17 protein-coding genes and 1 pseudogene are annotated in these 15,311 nt (G+C 69.3%); 12 read left to right on the plus strand and 6 right to left on the minus strand.

Annotation, left to right across the window (positions count from 1 at the left end):
* The first annotated feature begins 144 nt into the window (after positions 1–144).
* Positions 145–402, plus strand: a complete 258-nt coding sequence (locus H7J89_RS07055; protein WP_067948177.1) for a DUF7218 family protein — start codon at positions 145–147, stop codon at positions 400–402.
* Here H7J89_RS07055 and H7J89_RS07060 read toward each other — a convergent pair.
* The gene (locus H7J89_RS07060) at positions 396–974 is read right to left on the minus strand and encodes a nucleotidyltransferase family protein (protein ID WP_264038936.1); all 579 of its coding nucleotides are present in this window, start codon (positions 972–974) and stop codon (positions 396–398) included. The two genes, H7J89_RS07055 and H7J89_RS07060, sit on opposite strands and share 7 nt — an antisense overlap.
* A 281-nt stretch (positions 975–1,255) precedes the next feature.
* Here H7J89_RS07060 and H7J89_RS07065 point away from each other — a divergent pair, with 281 nt between their 5' ends.
* The 3 genes from H7J89_RS07065 (at position 1,256) to H7J89_RS07075 (ending at position 3,817) form a co-directional block, all read left to right on the plus strand.
* On the plus strand, positions 1,256–2,197 hold the full coding sequence (locus H7J89_RS07065) for an acyl-CoA dehydrogenase family protein (RefSeq protein WP_264038942.1): 942 nt from the start codon (positions 1,256–1,258) through the stop codon (positions 2,195–2,197).
* 7 nt (positions 2,198–2,204) lie between these two features.
* Positions 2,205–2,975: a PIG-L deacetylase family protein gene (locus H7J89_RS07070; protein WP_264038949.1), complete on the plus strand. Its 771-nt coding sequence runs from the start codon at positions 2,205–2,207 to the stop codon at positions 2,973–2,975.
* A 77-nt stretch (positions 2,976–3,052) separates the two neighbouring features.
* Positions 3,053–3,817, plus strand: coding sequence for an endonuclease/exonuclease/phosphatase family protein (locus tag H7J89_RS07075; RefSeq protein ID WP_264038969.1), 765 nt, complete (start codon positions 3,053–3,055; stop codon positions 3,815–3,817).
* 11 nt (positions 3,818–3,828) lie between these two features.
* On the opposite strand, the gene H7J89_RS07080 is transcribed toward H7J89_RS07075, so the two are convergent.
* Complete coding sequence (locus tag H7J89_RS07080; RefSeq protein ID WP_264038977.1) at positions 3,829–4,125, minus strand: DUF3349 domain-containing protein; 297 nt, start codon at positions 4,123–4,125, stop codon at positions 3,829–3,831.
* Between the two features lie 134 nt (positions 4,126–4,259).
* Positions 4,260–4,496: a microaggregate-binding protein 1 gene (gene mbp1 / locus H7J89_RS07085; protein ID WP_067208343.1), complete on the minus strand. Its 237-nt coding sequence runs from the start codon at positions 4,494–4,496 to the stop codon at positions 4,260–4,262.
* A 169-nt stretch (positions 4,497–4,665) separates the two neighbouring features.
* Here mbp1 and H7J89_RS07090 point away from each other — a divergent pair, with 169 nt between their 5' ends.
* The 5 genes and pseudogenes from H7J89_RS07090 (at position 4,666) to H7J89_RS07110 (ending at position 9,982) form a co-directional block, all read left to right on the plus strand.
* Positions 4,666–5,505 carry an SDR family oxidoreductase gene (locus H7J89_RS07090; protein ID WP_264038992.1) on the plus strand — a complete coding sequence of 280 codons (840 nt, stop codon included), beginning with the start codon at positions 4,666–4,668 and terminating at the stop codon, positions 5,503–5,505.
* 159 nt (positions 5,506–5,664) lie between these two features.
* Positions 5,665–6,072 (plus strand): STAS domain-containing protein, encoded by a 408-nt coding sequence (locus H7J89_RS07095; protein ID WP_264039001.1) that lies wholly within the window; start codon positions 5,665–5,667, stop codon positions 6,070–6,072.
* A 269-nt stretch (positions 6,073–6,341) separates the two neighbouring features.
* A complete protein-coding gene (locus H7J89_RS07100; protein WP_264039009.1) occupies positions 6,342–6,740 on the plus strand; it encodes a heme-binding protein in 399 nt (132 codons plus the stop codon).
* Positions 6,741–6,859: 119 nt separating this feature from the next.
* Positions 6,860–7,908: pseudogene (locus H7J89_RS07105) on the plus strand (DNA topoisomerase IB).
* Between the two features lie 280 nt (positions 7,909–8,188).
* Positions 8,189–9,982 carry a thiamine pyrophosphate-requiring protein gene (locus H7J89_RS07110; RefSeq protein WP_264039015.1) on the plus strand — a complete coding sequence of 598 codons (1,794 nt, stop codon included), beginning with the start codon at positions 8,189–8,191 and terminating at the stop codon, positions 9,980–9,982.
* A gap of 13 nt (positions 9,983–9,995) precedes the next feature.
* Here the strand turns inward: H7J89_RS07110 and H7J89_RS07115 are convergent, their stop codons facing one another.
* Entirely contained in the window at positions 9,996–10,652 is a 657-nt protein-coding gene (locus H7J89_RS07115) for a UdgX family uracil-DNA binding protein (RefSeq protein ID WP_264039021.1), read from the minus strand.
* A gap of 66 nt (positions 10,653–10,718) precedes the next feature.
* Positions 10,719–11,279, minus strand: coding sequence for a hemerythrin domain-containing protein (locus tag H7J89_RS07120; RefSeq protein WP_264039029.1), 561 nt, complete (start codon positions 11,277–11,279; stop codon positions 10,719–10,721).
* 139 nt (positions 11,280–11,418) lie between these two features.
* On the opposite strand from H7J89_RS07120, the gene H7J89_RS07125 reads away from it, so the two are divergent.
* The 3 genes from H7J89_RS07125 to H7J89_RS07135 are packed head-to-tail and all read left to right on the plus strand — an operon-like array spanning position 11,419 to position 14,498.
* Positions 11,419–12,456, plus strand: a complete 1,038-nt coding sequence (locus H7J89_RS07125; RefSeq protein ID WP_264039036.1) for a hypothetical protein — start codon at positions 11,419–11,421, stop codon at positions 12,454–12,456.
* Positions 12,457–12,515: 59 nt separating this feature from the next.
* Positions 12,516–13,520, plus strand: coding sequence for a sensor domain-containing protein (locus H7J89_RS07130; RefSeq protein ID WP_264039043.1), 1,005 nt, complete (start codon positions 12,516–12,518; stop codon positions 13,518–13,520).
* Between the two features lie 9 nt (positions 13,521–13,529).
* Positions 13,530–14,498, plus strand: coding sequence for an aldo/keto reductase (locus H7J89_RS07135; protein ID WP_264039050.1), 969 nt, complete (start codon positions 13,530–13,532; stop codon positions 14,496–14,498).
* On the opposite strand, the gene H7J89_RS07140 is transcribed toward H7J89_RS07135, so the two are convergent.
* On the minus strand, positions 14,495–15,262 hold the full coding sequence (locus tag H7J89_RS07140; protein WP_264040273.1) for an SDR family oxidoreductase: 768 nt from the start codon (positions 15,260–15,262) through the stop codon (positions 14,495–14,497). The genes H7J89_RS07135 and H7J89_RS07140 overlap by 4 nt on opposite strands.
* Positions 15,263–15,311: the final 49 nt, after the last annotated feature.

Genomic DNA, 15,311 nt, shown 5'->3' on the forward strand with positions numbered 1-15,311 from the left:
CCCCTCGACTACCCGCGTCAATGCGGGATAACCCACTTGACGACGGATAGCTGTCGACGAGGAAGGCATGGGTTTTCACCCGGGTGAAGGCGGGCATTCTGACCAGGACGTCAGGGTTGTCTCAGGTGAACAGGAGGGTGAACCATGCCGAACTCGTCGATCAAGAACGAGAAGTTGTACCAGGACCTGCGCAAGCAGGGCGACTCCAAGGAAAAGGCGGCCCGGATCTCCAACGCGGCGGCCGCGCGGGGCAAGTCCTCGGTCGGGCGCAAAGGCGGCAAGTCGGGGTCCTATCAGGACTGGACCGTGCCGCAGCTGAAGAAGCGCGCGAAAGAGCTTGGCATATCCGGGTATTCAAGTCTGACGAAAGACAAGCTGGTAGCCAAACTGCGGAATCACTGACCCGTGAGGCCAAGCCTGTCGACCAGCACCAGGAAGGCGACCGCGTAATCGTTGTCGGCGGTGCACGCCCTGATTCGTTCCCAGTCCAGCCGTTCGCGGACCGCGCGCACGGCGGGCAGTAGTTTGGCGAAGTCGCAATGGTGCTCGCCGAGGGAACGCAGCTGCTGGATCAGCACCATCGTGGGCGGCAGCACGGGCATCCTGATGGCCAGCACATCGTGCGGCACGGCGCAGTCCAGGACTGAGGCTTCCACGCGCACGCCGTTGACGCGGTGCAGTACGTCGACGACCGTATCGCCGGTACGCGCCTTGAAGAGCCAATCCTCCGGAGGACGCTCTACGACGAACCCGGCATCGCGCAGGGTGGCCACGGCATCGTCGACGTCGGCCTCGGCCACCACCAAGTCCACATCGTGCGTGGGCTCGGGCGCACCGTACGCCCACAACGCATAGCTGCCGGCCAGCGCGAACCGAGGGCCGTTCTCTTTGAGCGCCGATGCCGCACCGCGCAGCGCTTCCCGCAGCTGCGTGCTGGGCGCCGGGGCGCCGGCGCGGGCCTCGGTGGGTGCCATGGTGCATAGGTCATACCCCGCGAGCGGCCAGTGCAACCTGCGCGGACACGGCGCCAGAGTTGGTGAGCCCGTTTAACTTGCGGCCATTCGGGAAATCTGTCCGTTGTGTCAACCGCTTGGCCCCGCGCCTATGCTGCCGCCGCCGTCGTGGTCCCCGCTCACCATGAGCGGGGCGACACCGAATTCTGCCTCCTCACACCGGCGCGAACCCAGGCTCGGGCGCCACACGGGTGCGATCACCGCCTCAGGCAACTGGGGAGATCGGCGGCGGGTGATTTGGTGTGACGGCGGGTTTGGTCAGGCACTGGCTCGAGTCGGGACGGCTCGAGCTGCCACTGCCCGCATCCGGGCGCACCGCCGAACGCTGGCAACGCCTGGCGTCGCTGGCCGAGGAGAACATCGTGGCGGCCCGGGTCGCCGAAGCCCACGTGGACGCCGTCGCGATCCTTCACGAACTGGGCGGTAAACCCCCGGAATCCGGTCAGCTGTGGGGTGTTTGGGCGGCCGAAGCGCCGGACGCGGTGCTGACGGCCACCGACGTCAAGGGGGCGTTCACCCTGACGGGCACGAAGGTCTGGTGCTCGGGTGCAGGGTTTTGCACGCACGCGCTGGTGACCGCCCGCCTCGAAGACGGAACGCCGGGCCTGTTCGCCGTGCAGGTGACCGACGCAAGCGTCAAGCCGCTGCCCAGCACCTGGTGGAACGCCGGAATGGCGGGTAGCGACACCAGACCGGTGCAGTTCACCAACACCCACGCCGTCGCCGTGGGCGATCCCGGCGACTATCTGAACAGGCCCGGTTTCTGGCACGGCGCCATCGGTGTGGCAGCCTGTTGGCTCGGGGGGGCACGCAGGGTGGCCGATCCCCTATATCGTTGCGCCCGAAGCAAATCCGCGGACGCGTACTCGTTGGCGCACCTCGGCGCCGTGGACGCCGCGCTGGCCGCCAGCGACGCGATCCTGGCCGTGGCGGCCACACATGTCGACTCCGACCCGTTCGACCGGACGGGCACCGCGCAACTGCTGGCCCGCCGCGTCCGCACGGTCGTGGAACACGCCGTCGACGAAGCCATCACCCGCACCGGCCGCGCGCTGGGACCGGGCCCGCTCTGCCAGGACGGACGGCACGCCCAGCGGGTCGCCGACCTGACCATCTATATCCGGCAAAGCCACGCGGAACGCGATCTCGCCGAGCTCGGGCAGCTCGCGGGCCGCCAGGGTTGAGGGCGTCATGCGAACCGCGCCGATCAGCAACAGTGCCCGGTTCGTGGCCAAGCCGCTGACCCATGGCGGCACCCCGGCGCCGTTGTGGCTCGCCGCTTTTGAGCGCGGCCCCCTGCCGGCACTGGACCTGGCGGAGTGCCGGCGCCTGATCGTCGTGGCACCCCACCCGCACGACGAGACCCTCGGCCTGGGCGCGATGATCGCCCAACTCATCGCATCGGGCGTCGACGTCCGGGTGGTGTCGGTCAGCGACGGGGGTGCCGCCCAGCCCGGGACGCGGTCCGGCCGGATTCGTCTGTCGACGACCCGCCGATACGAACTCCGCAGGGCCACAGGCGTTTTGGGCGCACCTCCCCCGGTGCGCCTCGGATTGCCCGACGGCGAACTGGCCAACCACGAGGGTCGGCTCACCCGGGTCCTCGCGGACATCTTGGTCTCGGCCGGGCCCGGCGCCTGGTGCGCCGCCACCTGGCGTGGAGACGGGCATCCCGACTACGAAGCCGTGGGACGCGCCGCCGCGGCGGCATGCGCGCGCACCGGCGCCGCGCTGCTGGAATATCCGGTCTGGATGTGGCACTGGGCCAGCCCGGCCGACCCCGCGGTGCCGTGGGTCCGCGCCCGCTCGGTCCCTGCGCCCGGCTGGGCCATCAATCGCAAACGGCAAGCGGCGCAATGCTATCGGAGCCAGTTGCGGCCGGGCCGCAGCGAGGCTCCGCCCGTTTTGCCGCCGTTCGTCCTGCAGCGTCTGCTCACCGTCGGTGAGGTGGTCTTCCGGTGAGCACGCGGCGCTCCGGCGCACGCTGACCGTTGCCGGCGGGGGACTGCGCGGGCGGGAAAGTGGGTAGGAGAACCCCTATGCGTGTGGCGACCTTCAACATCCTGCACGGCCGCACCGTCGGTGACGGGGTCGAAGTTCAGCGGCTGCGTGACTGCGTGCGGCGCCTCGATCCGGACGTGCTGAGCCTGCAAGAGGTCGACTGTGACCAGCCGCGGTCCGATCGAGCCGACCTCACCGCCGTGGCGGCCGAGGCCATGGGCGCCGTGGAACACCGCTTCGTGGCGGCCATCTCCGGCACGCCCGGAGCGACGTGGATGGCCGCCACGGGCCGCGAGCAACCCGGCACCGCGGCCTACGGTATTGCCCTGCTGTCGCGATACCCGGTGGCCAGCTGGCAGGTGGTGCGGCTGCCCCGCGTTCCGATGCGCTTTCCGATGTATTTGCCCGGCCCCAACCGGGTGATGGTGGTCGACGAAGAGCCCAGGGCGGCGGTCATCGCGCAGCTGCACACCCCGATGGGCGGGCTGACGGTGGCCAACACCCACCTGTCCTTCGTGCCCGGCTGGAATCGGCGCCAGCTGCGCCGGCTGGTACACGACCTGCGCGGCTTTCCCGGTCCGAGGCTGCTGACCGGCGATCTCAACATGACACCCAAGGCCGTGCGCCGGTGGTCGGGCATGCGGGCGCTGGCCGCGGCCGCGACATTCCCCGCGGAGGCCCCCGACCGCCAGCTGGATCACATCCTGACCGACGATTGCGGCCTGCGCGGCAGCGCCGTCGAGGCCGGGCCCATGGCAATCTCCGACCATCGGCCGCTGGTGGTCGACCTCGAGCATGCGTGAGTAGCGCGGCGTCAGGCGTGGTGGTGGCCGGGCGAGCCCGTCGCGGTCAGCCGGCGCCGGACACGCTCGATCTCGATTATCGAGGGCAGCTCGTCGGTGACCCTGGTGATTTCCACCCCGACATCGACGTTGGTGATCGAACGACGCTGGACGACAAGCAGCTTCTCGGCGATGGTCGTGAGCTCGTCGTCGGACACCCGCCGCGGCATGAGCGCCAACAGCGGTGTGTAGCCGAGCGCGGGCGCGCCGCTCGGGTAGCCCGCGCGCAGAAACGCGACCACGCTCGCGACCCGGTCGCCCAAACTCATCTCGCACCTCGCTCACCCCCGGCCGGGGGTCCTAGCCAGGAATAACCGGGCGCGGCGGTTTGAAACACCGTCGGCACCGGCGCGCAAAAAAGGGGTCCGGCCCCCAATCGGGACCGGACCCCTTCACCACCGACTTACTGGTTTTCCTTCTGGCGCTGCTCGGCGGCCTCCGCGCCGGCCCGGGCGGATTCGGCCTCGGCCTCCTTCTTGCCCGCGTCGCGCTGAGCGTCGGCCTTGTCCTGCTGGGCCTGGCCCTCCTCGACCAGGTCGTTGCGACCGATGACGGTCCCGCCGACCTCCTTGACCTTGCCCTTCACGCCCTCGACGGCGCCGGTGACGGCCTCCTGCGGCCCGCTCTTGTCATCCCCCATGGGTCGACCTCCCTTCGGTTACTGTGCAACTCGCCTCTACGGCGTTCCCGTCGGCCGACCCGTCAAACGGCCCGGGCCATGTGCGCGCGATCACGGGAAGCGAGGCGCCGCCGAATTGGACCGTTTCAACCGCGATCGGATGGGTAGTAATCAGCGACCGACGAAAGAGGTGAGGCGTCTGACCACCATCGCCGTGATTGGAGCGACCGGTACGGCCGGATCCCGCGTCGTCGCCCGGCTCAAGGCCCGCGACGTCGCGGTCATCGAGGTTTCCCGCGCACGTGGCGTCGACCTGCTCGACGGGGAGAGCCTGTATCGGGCGCTCAACGGGGTCGACGTCGCAATCGACGTATCCAACCCCGTGGCGGACGACGGGCACCCCGACGTCGCCCACACGTTGGCGACCGCCTCCCGCAACGTCATGGGGGTGTGCGCCGCCCGGGGCGTCCAGCGTCTGGTGGTGTCGACGATGGCCGGCATCGACGATCCGGTGTTCGACGGGCTCGGATACTTCGAGGCCAAACGGGCGGCGAAAGAGATTCTGCTCGACGGTCCGGTCCCGACCACGGTCGTGAAGTCCACCCCGTGGTACGAATCCGCCACCGGCCCCGCGGGGCCGGTGAACTGTGCTGGGGACGAGGTGATCGTTGAGGACTGGTTGGTCCAGCCCATCGCCGCCGACACCGTCGCCGACGTACTCGTCGAGGCCGCCCTCGGCCAGACGCACACGCCGCGCATCGTCACCGGCCCGGACACCATCCGGCTGCCCGAACTGACCTCGAAAGTCCTTGCCCGGCAAGGCGACAGCCGTACCATTCGGGCGGTGCAGCCCCGCGTGCCCGCGCTCGCCACGGGAGCGTTGCTGGCCTGCGAACGTGCGGTGGTCGTCGGCCCCGACATCGAATCCTGGCTGAGTTCGCTGCCACCGGCGAGCACCGACGGCCACGCGAAGGACGGCGCGGACAACCCCGACGCGTCGGTGCAGAGGCCGGATTTCTCCCGGGTTTGAGTGCCAGCAAACGAAGAGATATCGGCGGCCTTGCGCATTCCCGTATCCGGCGACGGTATTGGGGTTATGGTCATCTCAGGTTGAATCCACAGCCGCCCTCATCAGAGCGGCCCGGGCACCGGTCGCTCGCAAACTCACCGCGATTGACGGGGCGACGACATGAACGCTCAACCGTACCGAGTCGAAAAGCGACTCCACTGCTATGAAATCGACTGCGCCGGAGTGCAACTGCACGTGCAGGCACAAGGCCTCGCCACCGTGCTCCGCGTCAGGGGCGAAATCGACGCGTCCAACGCCGACCTGCTCGCCCGAGCGATCCGCCGCTTCGTGCGGCTGCGGGGCCCGCTGATCCTGGATCTCAGCCGGGTGGATTACCTGGGCAGCGCCGGTCTCCGAGTGCTGCTGCTCGTCAAGGACGAGTGCGAGCTTGCTCGACTGCCGTACAGCGTGGTCGGCGGTGTCGCGCTGCGGCGGCTCACCCGCCTGGTCACCGGCCTCGGCCTGCCGTTGGTCGACTCGGTCACCGACGCCCTGCAGCTGATCCGAGGCGCCCCCCGCGCCGGGTGAACGCCGGGATGGGGGCCGATCTCAGGTCACGATTCCGTCACGATCTTTCTTACGATTGCTTAAGAACCGCCGGGTTTTCCGTAAGGATTCTCAGCATTTCCGAGCGGATTTGATTGTTTGCTTAGTGAACGGCCGCGTTCCGTGAGTCTACGGTCTTTCCGTTCGTCGTGAGCGAACACGACCACCTTTTACTTCCGCTACTTTGGATTTCGAGGATCGGGAGCCTCGGTCGAAGAAGTCAATTCGCAATTCTGAAGGACACACTGATCATGAAAATCAGCAGTATTGTCGCGCGCCGGCGTCTGGCCGGCATCAGTGCCGGCTGCCTGCTCGGGGGAATCACCATGGGTCTCGTCGGCGCCCCGTCGGCGGCCGCGGCGCCCGACTGCAGCCCCGGCGGTGTCAACGCCACGGTTTCGTCCGTGCAGGGCTCGGCTGAGCAATACCTGGCCGCGCACCCGGGCGCCAACCAGGTGGTCACCGCCGCCTACGGCCAGCCTCGACCGGAGGCCGAGTCGAACCTGCGGGGCTACTTCACGGCCCACCCGCAGGAGTACTACGACCTGCGTGGCATCCTGGCGCCGATCGGCGACACCGAACGGCAGTGCAATGTCAAGGCGCTGCCGCCGACCCTGGAATCTGCCTACCAGGAGTTCATGGCCGGCTGATTCCGCTGCGATACGGAGCCGACCCGCCACGACGCTGTGGCGGGTCGCTTCTTTGCAACGTGTGAGCGGCAGCCGCGGCGGGTAATTGTCCAGTCAGCGAACGTAACTGGAGGGACATGATGCGGCTGCGTCGCAGCGTTCTGAGCAACCCGGGCATCGCGCGCAAGCGTCGGGGCAAAGGCTTCGCGTATTACGGGCCCGATGGGGAACTCCTGTCGGACCCCGAAACCCTGCGGCGAATCAAGGATTTGGTCATTCCGCCGGCCTGGAAAAACGTGTGGATCTCGCCGCACCCCAACGGGCACATTCAGGCCGTCGGCGTCGACGCCGCCGCCAGTACCTCTACCACACCGCATGGCAGCAGGAACGCGCCGAGGAGAAGTTCGACCGGGTCCTGGAACTTTCCACCCGGTTGCCGCAGTGGCGCGCCGTCATCGCGAAAGACCTGACGCGCAGCGGGTTGACCCGCAGACGGGTGCTGGCGCTGGCGTTGCGCCTGCTGGATCGCGGGTATTTCCGCGCCGGCGGAGAGCAGTATGCCGAGGAGCACGAGTCGTATGGCCTGGCGACCCTGCTGTGCGATCACGTGGTGGTGCGGCGCGACGCGGTCGAATTCGACTTCCCCGCCAAGAGTGGCGTGCGGCGCACCGCGGAGATCGAGGACCCCGAAGTGGTCCGGGCCGTGCGCGCGCTGATGCGCCGGCCGAACCGTACCGAGCGGCTGCTGGTGTGCCGCACCGCATCCGGCTGGATAGATGTGCGATCCGACGACCTCAACGCCCGATTCAAGGAGCTCGTCGGTAACGAATACACCGTGAAGGACCTGAGGACCTGGCACGGGACGGTGTTGGCCGCCACGGCGTTCGCCGACGCCGACCCGGCCGTCTCCCGGCGGGTGGCCAAACGGGTGGAATCCGCCGTCATGAAGGAGGTCGCCGAGGAGCTGGGCAACACCCCGGCGGTGGCCCGCGGTTCCTACGTCGACCCACGCGTCGTGACCGGCTACGAGCAGGGGCTCACCATCGCCGCCGCGACGCGTCGCGCCGAACGCGCCCGGGACCCCGACGCCGCCCAGGAGATCCTCGACAAGGCCACCCGGATGCTGATCCGGCGGGTGGCGAAGGGCCACAGCGCGTCCGGATCGTCGGCGCTGCCCAAGAGCGCCTGACCCAATCGGGGCACTCATCTGCCTCGGAAACATAGCGCCGCAGGGCTTTGGACGAACGTGCGCGGGCCGTCGCGGGTGCCGCGCAAAAAGGGACGAATAACGGCAGCGATCGTGGGTATGCCCGTCGTGTGGGAAGTGCCCTGGCGGCCCAGTCGCGCCAGGTTGCGGTCGAAACAGACGGCCGCGGGCCATCGCAGCAAACCACGCACCACCGTGACTCCTGCGCTGTCCGGCGTACCAGCGAACCCCATCGGAAACCGTCTGTCTAGGAGGAACATCAATGGCCAAGCAAGAGGTCTCGGACTACCTATTGGAGCGATTGCGGGCATGGGGCGTCGAGCACGTGTTCGGCTACCCCGGCGACGGCATCAACGGGCTGCTCGCCGCGTGGGGTCGCGCAGACAACAAGCCGAAGTTCATCCAGTCGCGCCACGAGGAGATGAGCGCCTTCGAGGCGGTCGGCTACGCGAAATTCACCGGCCGGGTCGGCGTGTGCGTGGCCACGTCGGGGCCGGGAGCGATCCATCTGCTCAACGGCCTCTACGACGCCAAACTGGACCACGTCCCGGTGGTGGCCATCGTCGGGCAGACCAATCGCACCGCCATGGGCGGCAACTACCAGCAGGAGGTGGACCTGCTGAACCTGTTCAAGGACGTCGCCAGCGACTACGTCCAAATGGTCACCGTCCCAGAGCAATTGCCCAACGTGCTGGACCGCGCGATCCGGATCGCGATGACCCAGCGGGCACCCACGGCGTTGATCATCCCCAGCGACGTGCAGGAGCTGCCGTACTCGCCCCCCGAGCACGCGTTCAAGATGGTGCCCTCCAGCCTGGGCATCGAATACCCCGAGATCGCCCCCGATGACGGGGCCATCGCGCGCGCGGCCGAGATCCTCAATGCGGGCAAGAAGGTGGCCATCCTGACGGGCACCGGTGCGCGCGGGGCACACGAAGAGCTGGCCCAGGTCGCCGACCTCCTCGGGGCCGGGGCCGCCAAGGCGCTGCTGGGCAAGGACGTGCTCTCGGACGAATTGCCTTGGGTCACCGGCTCTATCGGCCTGCTGGGAACGCGGCCGAGCTACGAGCTGATGCGCGACTGCGACACGCTGCTCACGGTGGGTTCCAGCTTCCCCTACACGCAGTTCCTGCCCGAGTTCGGGCAGGCCCGGGCGGTCCAGATCGACGTCGACGGCCGGCTCATCGGGATGCGCTACCCCTACGAGGTCAACCTGGTCGCCGACGCGAAGACCGCGCTGCGGGCACTGATTCCGCACCTGCGCCGCAAAGAGGACCGAGCCTGGCGGGAAGAGATCGAGAAGAATGTGGCGCGCTGGTGGGAGACGATGGACAAGGAAGCGCACGTCAGCGCCGACCCCATCAACCCGATGCGCCTGTACTCCGAGCTCTCCCCCAAGCTGCCCGACAACGCCATCGTCACGGCCGACTCCGGTTCGGCGGCCAACTGGTATGCGCGCAATCTGCGCTTCCGCGGCAACATGCGGGGTTCGCTGTCCGGCACCCTTGCCACCATGGGACCGGGTGTGCCGTACGCGATCGGCGCCAAATTCGGCCACCCGCGCCGGCCCGTCATCGCATTCGTCGGCGACGGCGCCATGCAGATGAACGGCATGGCCGAGTTGATCACGATCAAGCGGTACTGGCAGGAGTGGGAGGATCCCCGGCTGATTGTCGCGATCCTGCACAACAACGACCTGAACCAGGTCACATGGGAAATGCGCGCCATGGCAGGATCACCGAAATTCCATGAATCGCAAGCACTTCCGGATGTCGACTTCGCCGCATTCGCGGCCGGCCTGGGGCTGAACGCTATGGCCATCAAGGACCCGGACCAGCTCGAGGGCGCGTGGGGCAACGCGTTGTCGGCCGACCGTCCCACCGTGCTGGATGTCCACACCGACCCCGACATGCCGCCCATCCCGCCGCATGCCACCTGGGATCAGTTCAAGGCGGCCACCACGGCGGTGCTGTCCGGCGACGAGGACCGCGTCGGCTTCGTCAAGGTCGGCCTGAAAACGAAGGTGCAGGAGTTCATGCCGCACAAGAAGGGGTGAGGCTACAGGCCCGTCAGCGGACGACCCCGGCTCGCGCGCTGCGCAGGTCGTCGACGAAGCGCCCGTAGGCCTCGTCGTGTCGATCGCTGCGGTCGCGCAACACCGCCGACGGGTGCACGGTCGCCACGACGGTCGGCTCCGGGGCCACATCGACGAGGGACGCGGGTAACCGCACTTGCCGGCCCCGCTGGGCGGACACCCGAAATTCGGCCCCCAGCAGGGATTGCGCGGCGGTCGCGCCGAGGCACACGATGACCTGCGGCCGCACCGCCTCGATCTCGGCGATGAGCCAGGGGCGGCAGGCGACCACCTCGGTGCGGCCGGGCTTTTGGTGGATCCGTCGTTTGCCGCCCTTGCGGGTGAATTTGAAGTGTTTGACCGCGTTCGTCACGTACGCCAGCCCCGGTTCGATCCCGGCGTCTTCGAGGGCCCGGTCGAGCAGCCGCCCGGCCGGCCCGACGAACGGCTCGCCCGCGAGGTCCTCCTGGTCGCCCGGCTGCTCGCCCACCAGCATGATGGGCGCTCCCGCGTTGCCGTTGCCGAACACGGTTTGGGTGGCGTCGGCGAAAAGCGGGCAGCCGCGGCAACATTCGGCCGCCGCTCGCAGCGAATCAAGTCCCCGCTGCTCGGGTAGGTAGCGGTCGGCGCCCGGTGCCTTGATCGCGGTCATGGTGCCCCCTTCAGCCGGGGCGGGGTGCCCCACTCCCCCTCGAGTGGGGCACCCCGTGAGTCGGTGCTAGCCCTTGCCGACAATGGCGTCGCGGGCCCGGTCCAGCATCGCCGCGAACGGTCCGGCGGCCAGGTTAGCCGTCTGCGACTCGACGCCGGCGTGTGGCCGGGTCGGCGCGATCGCCTCGGCGAGCTTGGCCGCGCGGCCCATCCGTTCGAGCTCCTCGCTGCTCAATTCCTGGCCCAGCTTGGAGAATTCGTCGTGCTCCTCGTGCTCGGCGTGCTCGACGACCGCGTCGCGCAGTTGCGTCAGCAGCCGGGTGAACTCCGCGCTGTCCACGTCGAGCTTTTCCAGCTTCTGCAGGACGGTCTTGGCCTCGTGTTCTTCGTGCAGTCGCTCGTCGACCACCGCGGCGCCGTCGGAGAGCTTCCGCTTGGCCCGGGGATGCACGATCTCCTCTTCGGCCGTTTCGTGAACGGCCAGCAGTCGCCGGAGTTCGACGAACGCCTTCTCGCGTTCTTTTCCGGAGGCCGCAAGTGTTTCGGCGAACAACGACTTGATCCGTTGGTGTTGACTGACGAGAAAGTCGACCACATCGGTGGGCGACTTGATGGCGCTCTGAGCCATAATGTCCTTCCCATTTCGGCTTGGCGCGCGGGCTGTTGCGCGCTTCTGATCGGCTACCCGACGAAATCCGGCACCAAACGGGTACGCCCGCCCACCAGTGGGTAGTTCCTCACCAAGTCGCGAAAAAGGGAGAACGCTTGTGGGAACCGGTGTCCGCAGCCGGGCGGCGATCCTCGGCGTGCTCGTCGTGGCGGCCGGCTGCGCGGCACCGGGAGCGTCGCTGGAAGGCGGGCCAGACGTCGCGCTCTGGTCGATCGCCTCGCCCCTGCGCGACCCGGTGTGGTCGTATCGGACGCACGCCCTCGTCGGGCTCACCGGCGATCACCGGCTGGCCGAGGTCACCGCCGGCGACCGCCCGGGCGAGGCCGGGACGCGGTTGTCGGAGCCCATGCCGGTCGGGCGCAATCTGCAGATCAGCCAGAAGGACGACCGGATCGTGTTCGTGCCGCAGCCCGAGCGCGGCAGGGTCGCCGAGGTCGACCTCCAAAATCTGCGCCAGGTCGGGGATTTCGATGCCGGACCCGCCCCGGCGTATCTGTCCGAGGATGCCGGGTTGCGGACTCTGCTGGCGCTGTCGTCGGACGGCACGTCGGTGACACCGGTGGACCAGTACGGCTCCCGGAGGCTGCCTACCGCCCCGATCGCCGGTGATCCCGCGGACACCATCGACGGCGCGAACCGCGGCCGCGAGATCGACTACCACGTGTACGCGCCGTCGGGAATCCGGCATTACCAGGGGTCTTCGTCGCCCGCCGAGGAGCGCGGCTCGCTGCGGATGAACGTCGCGGTCTCGGCGGGTGACGGCGCCGCGGTGACGCGCAGCTATGTGGCCGGCCGCGACGACAGCACGCTGTATGCCGTGGATTCGCGCCGCGGCGGCGAGGGCTTGACGGTGCTGGCCAGTTCCCGGCTCCCGTCCCCGATCCGCGAACTGGGCACCGACGACACCAGGATCTACGCGGCCACGGACCGCGAGGTGGTGGTGCTCGAGGCGGCCAGCTTCACCGGCTTCCCGGCGCGCACGATCCCGGTCATCCGCGTCATCGGCTACCGGGCGGGACTGCCGCAGGCGGCCCAGACGGCGCCCCTGTCCGGCATGGCGATCGGCCCGCATCGGGTGTACCTGACCTTGGCCGACGCGCCCTATGTGGTCAGCGTCGCCAAGCCGCGGCTGTGACGCGCCGCCGGATCGTCGGCTACATTGCGGGCAGGTGCGGCCGGTAAGGAGGCGCTGGCGTGACCGACCCGCAGGACTCGTACTGGCAGAACCCCTACACGTACGACCCGCTTGGCCGGGTCCCGCCCACCCCGCCCCCGATCGAGCCGCCGGTCTTCACGCCGCCGCCCGCACCGCCGCACCGCCCGCCCGTCAACGTGCTGGCGACGTTGTCGCTGGTGTTCGCATTCGTGTTCGCGCCCGTCGGAGCGATCCTGGGACACGCCGGGCTGGCGCAGATTCGCCGCACCGGCGAGCTCGGCCGCGACCGCGCCCGCGCCGGGCTGGCGCTGTCGTACGCGTTCATCGCCGTCACGGTGGTCGCCCTGATCGCGTGGGCCACGCTGGGCGGCGCCCCGTCCACCCAGACCGCGGCGCCGGCCACCACCCCCACCGGCGCGGCGACCCCGGCGCCGCCGGGACCGGTCGCACCCGATGGCCTGGCCGCGCTCCTGCCGGGCGCCGAAGCCCTCAAGAGCCTCACCACGGACGAGAACATCGAGGCCGGCCAGACGTGGGACAACATGGGTCGCTCCAGCGCGGAAGGGGCGATCGACCGGCCGGAATGTTGGGGCAGCGTCGCCCCCGGCACGCCGGACGCCTATAGCGGCGCCGGCGTCACGGGATACCGCGCGGCGGAGTTCCGGGACTCGCGCAGCTTTCTCAAGTCGACTCAGGTGATCGAGGCCGTGGTGGCCTTCCACGACCCGGCGGCGGCCAAGGCGCAGCAGGAGGCGTTGCTGTCGGGATGGCGCCGATGCGGCGGCTTGACCGTGACGCTGACACCGGCCAACGGGGAGGCGCTCCCGTTTGCGGTGGGCGAGCCCGCCGACGCCCCCAACGGAATCACCACGCTGGACCTCGCCCCCAGGGGCCTGCAGATCCGCTCGGCCCGGGCGATCGCGGCCAAGGCCAACGTCATCGTCGACCTGATGGTCTCCTGCAGCGGCACGACGGACAGCGGCCAACCGCGGCTGGCCGGGGTGGGCATCGCCAACTACGTGCTGGGCAAGATCCCTGGCTAGGGTGGGCACATGAAGTATCTCGAGGTCGACGGAGTGGGCCGGGTCAGCCGAATCGGCCTGGGCACCTGGCAGTTCGGGTCACGCGAGTGGGGCTACGGCGAGGGTTACGCCTCGGGCGCCGCGCGCGACATCGTGCGCCGCGCCCGCGCCCTGGGGGTGACGCTGTTCGACACCGCCGAGGTGTACGGGCTGGGCAAGAGCGAGCGGATCCTCGGCGAGGCGCTCGGCGACGAGCGTGCCGACGTCGCGGTGGCCAGCAAGATCATGCCGGTCGCGCCCTTTCCCGCCGTGATCAAGCAGCGCGAGCGGGCCAGCGCGCGGCGGCTGGGGCTGGACCGCATCCCGCTCTACCAGATCCACCAGTCCAACCCGCTGGTCCCCGACACGGTGATCATGCCGGGCATGCGAGACCTGCTCGACAGCGGCAAGATCGGCGCGGTCGGCGTGTCCAACTACTCGCTCGACCGGTGGCGCAAGGCCGACGCGGCGCTCGGGCGGCCGGTCATGAGCAATCAGGTGCACTTCTCGCTGGCCCACGCCGGGCCGCTGGAGGACCTGGTGCCCTTCGCCGAGCGGGAGAACCGGATCGTGATCGCCTACAGCCCGCTCGAACAGGGCCTGCTGGGAGGGAAATACGGCCTGGACAATCGTCCCGGGGGCATTCGGGCGCTGAACTCGCTGTTCGGCACCGAGAACCTGCGCCGCGTCGAGCCGCTGCTGCAGACGCTGCGCGACGTCGCCACCACGGTCGGCGCCCAGCCCGCTCAGGTGGCGCTGGCCTGGCTGATCAGTTATCCGGGCGTGGTCGCCATCCCCGGCGCGTCCAGCGTCGAGCAGCTCGAGTTCAACGTCGCCGCCGCCGACATCGAGCTGCCCCCGGATGCGCGCGAGGCGCTCACGGGGGCGGCCCGCGCCTTCCGGCCGACCTCGGCCGGGCGTTTCCTGACCGACCTGGTCCGCGAGAAGGTGGGCCGCTAGGACTGCGCGGAATCCGCGAACGCGGCGGGGCTGGCGGGCGCACCCCTGGCCACCACCACCGGCATCGAGGTCGCGGCGTTCGTGCGCAGGATCGTGTGCACCACGTCGATGAGGTCCTCGACCGGCATCAACTTGCCGGGCATGCAGCCGCGGGACGCCCACAGCGGCACGGCCTTCATGGCGAGGTCCATGTCCCAGCCGATGTTCATGCCCGTGGCCGCGTCCCCCTCGCCACCCGGGCATTCCCCCACGATGAAAGTGGTGAAGCCGATGTCGGGATGTTCGGCCCGCCACGCGTCGACCATGCGCTCGAGGGCCGCCTTGCTGACCCCGTACGCACCCAGGCCAGGCCACGGCGGCCCGAACGTGCCCGCGTCGGAGGACAGGTAGACCGCCTTGCCCGCGGAGACCGTCAGGTGCGGCACCGCCGCGGCCGTCACCAGCGCCGCGCCGATGACGTTGGTGTCGAAGATGCGCCGCCAGGTAGCTGCGTCGGTGTCGACCATGCGGACCAGTGGCCCGACGGCGGGGGTGTAGACGATGTTGTCGATGCTGCCCAGGGCGTCGGCGGCGGCGGCGATCGCGGAGCGGCACGACGCCTCGTCGGTGACATCGCATTCGATGGCGATTGCGCCCGGGCCGGCCTCTTTGGCCGCCGCCTCGATGCGCTCGCGGCGCCGGGCCAGCAGTGCGACCTGGTCGCCGCGCTGGGCGAGGCCGACGCCGATGCAGCGACCGAGTCCGCTCGAGGCGCCCACCACCACTGTCCTTGACATATTTGCCCTCTCTTGTAACGAGCTGCCGTCGGCAAAA

This window comes from Mycobacterium paraffinicum (assembly GCF_025822865.1).
In the GTDB taxonomy this organism is placed as follows: domain Bacteria; phylum Actinomycetota; class Actinomycetes; order Mycobacteriales; family Mycobacteriaceae; genus Mycobacterium; species Mycobacterium paraffinicum.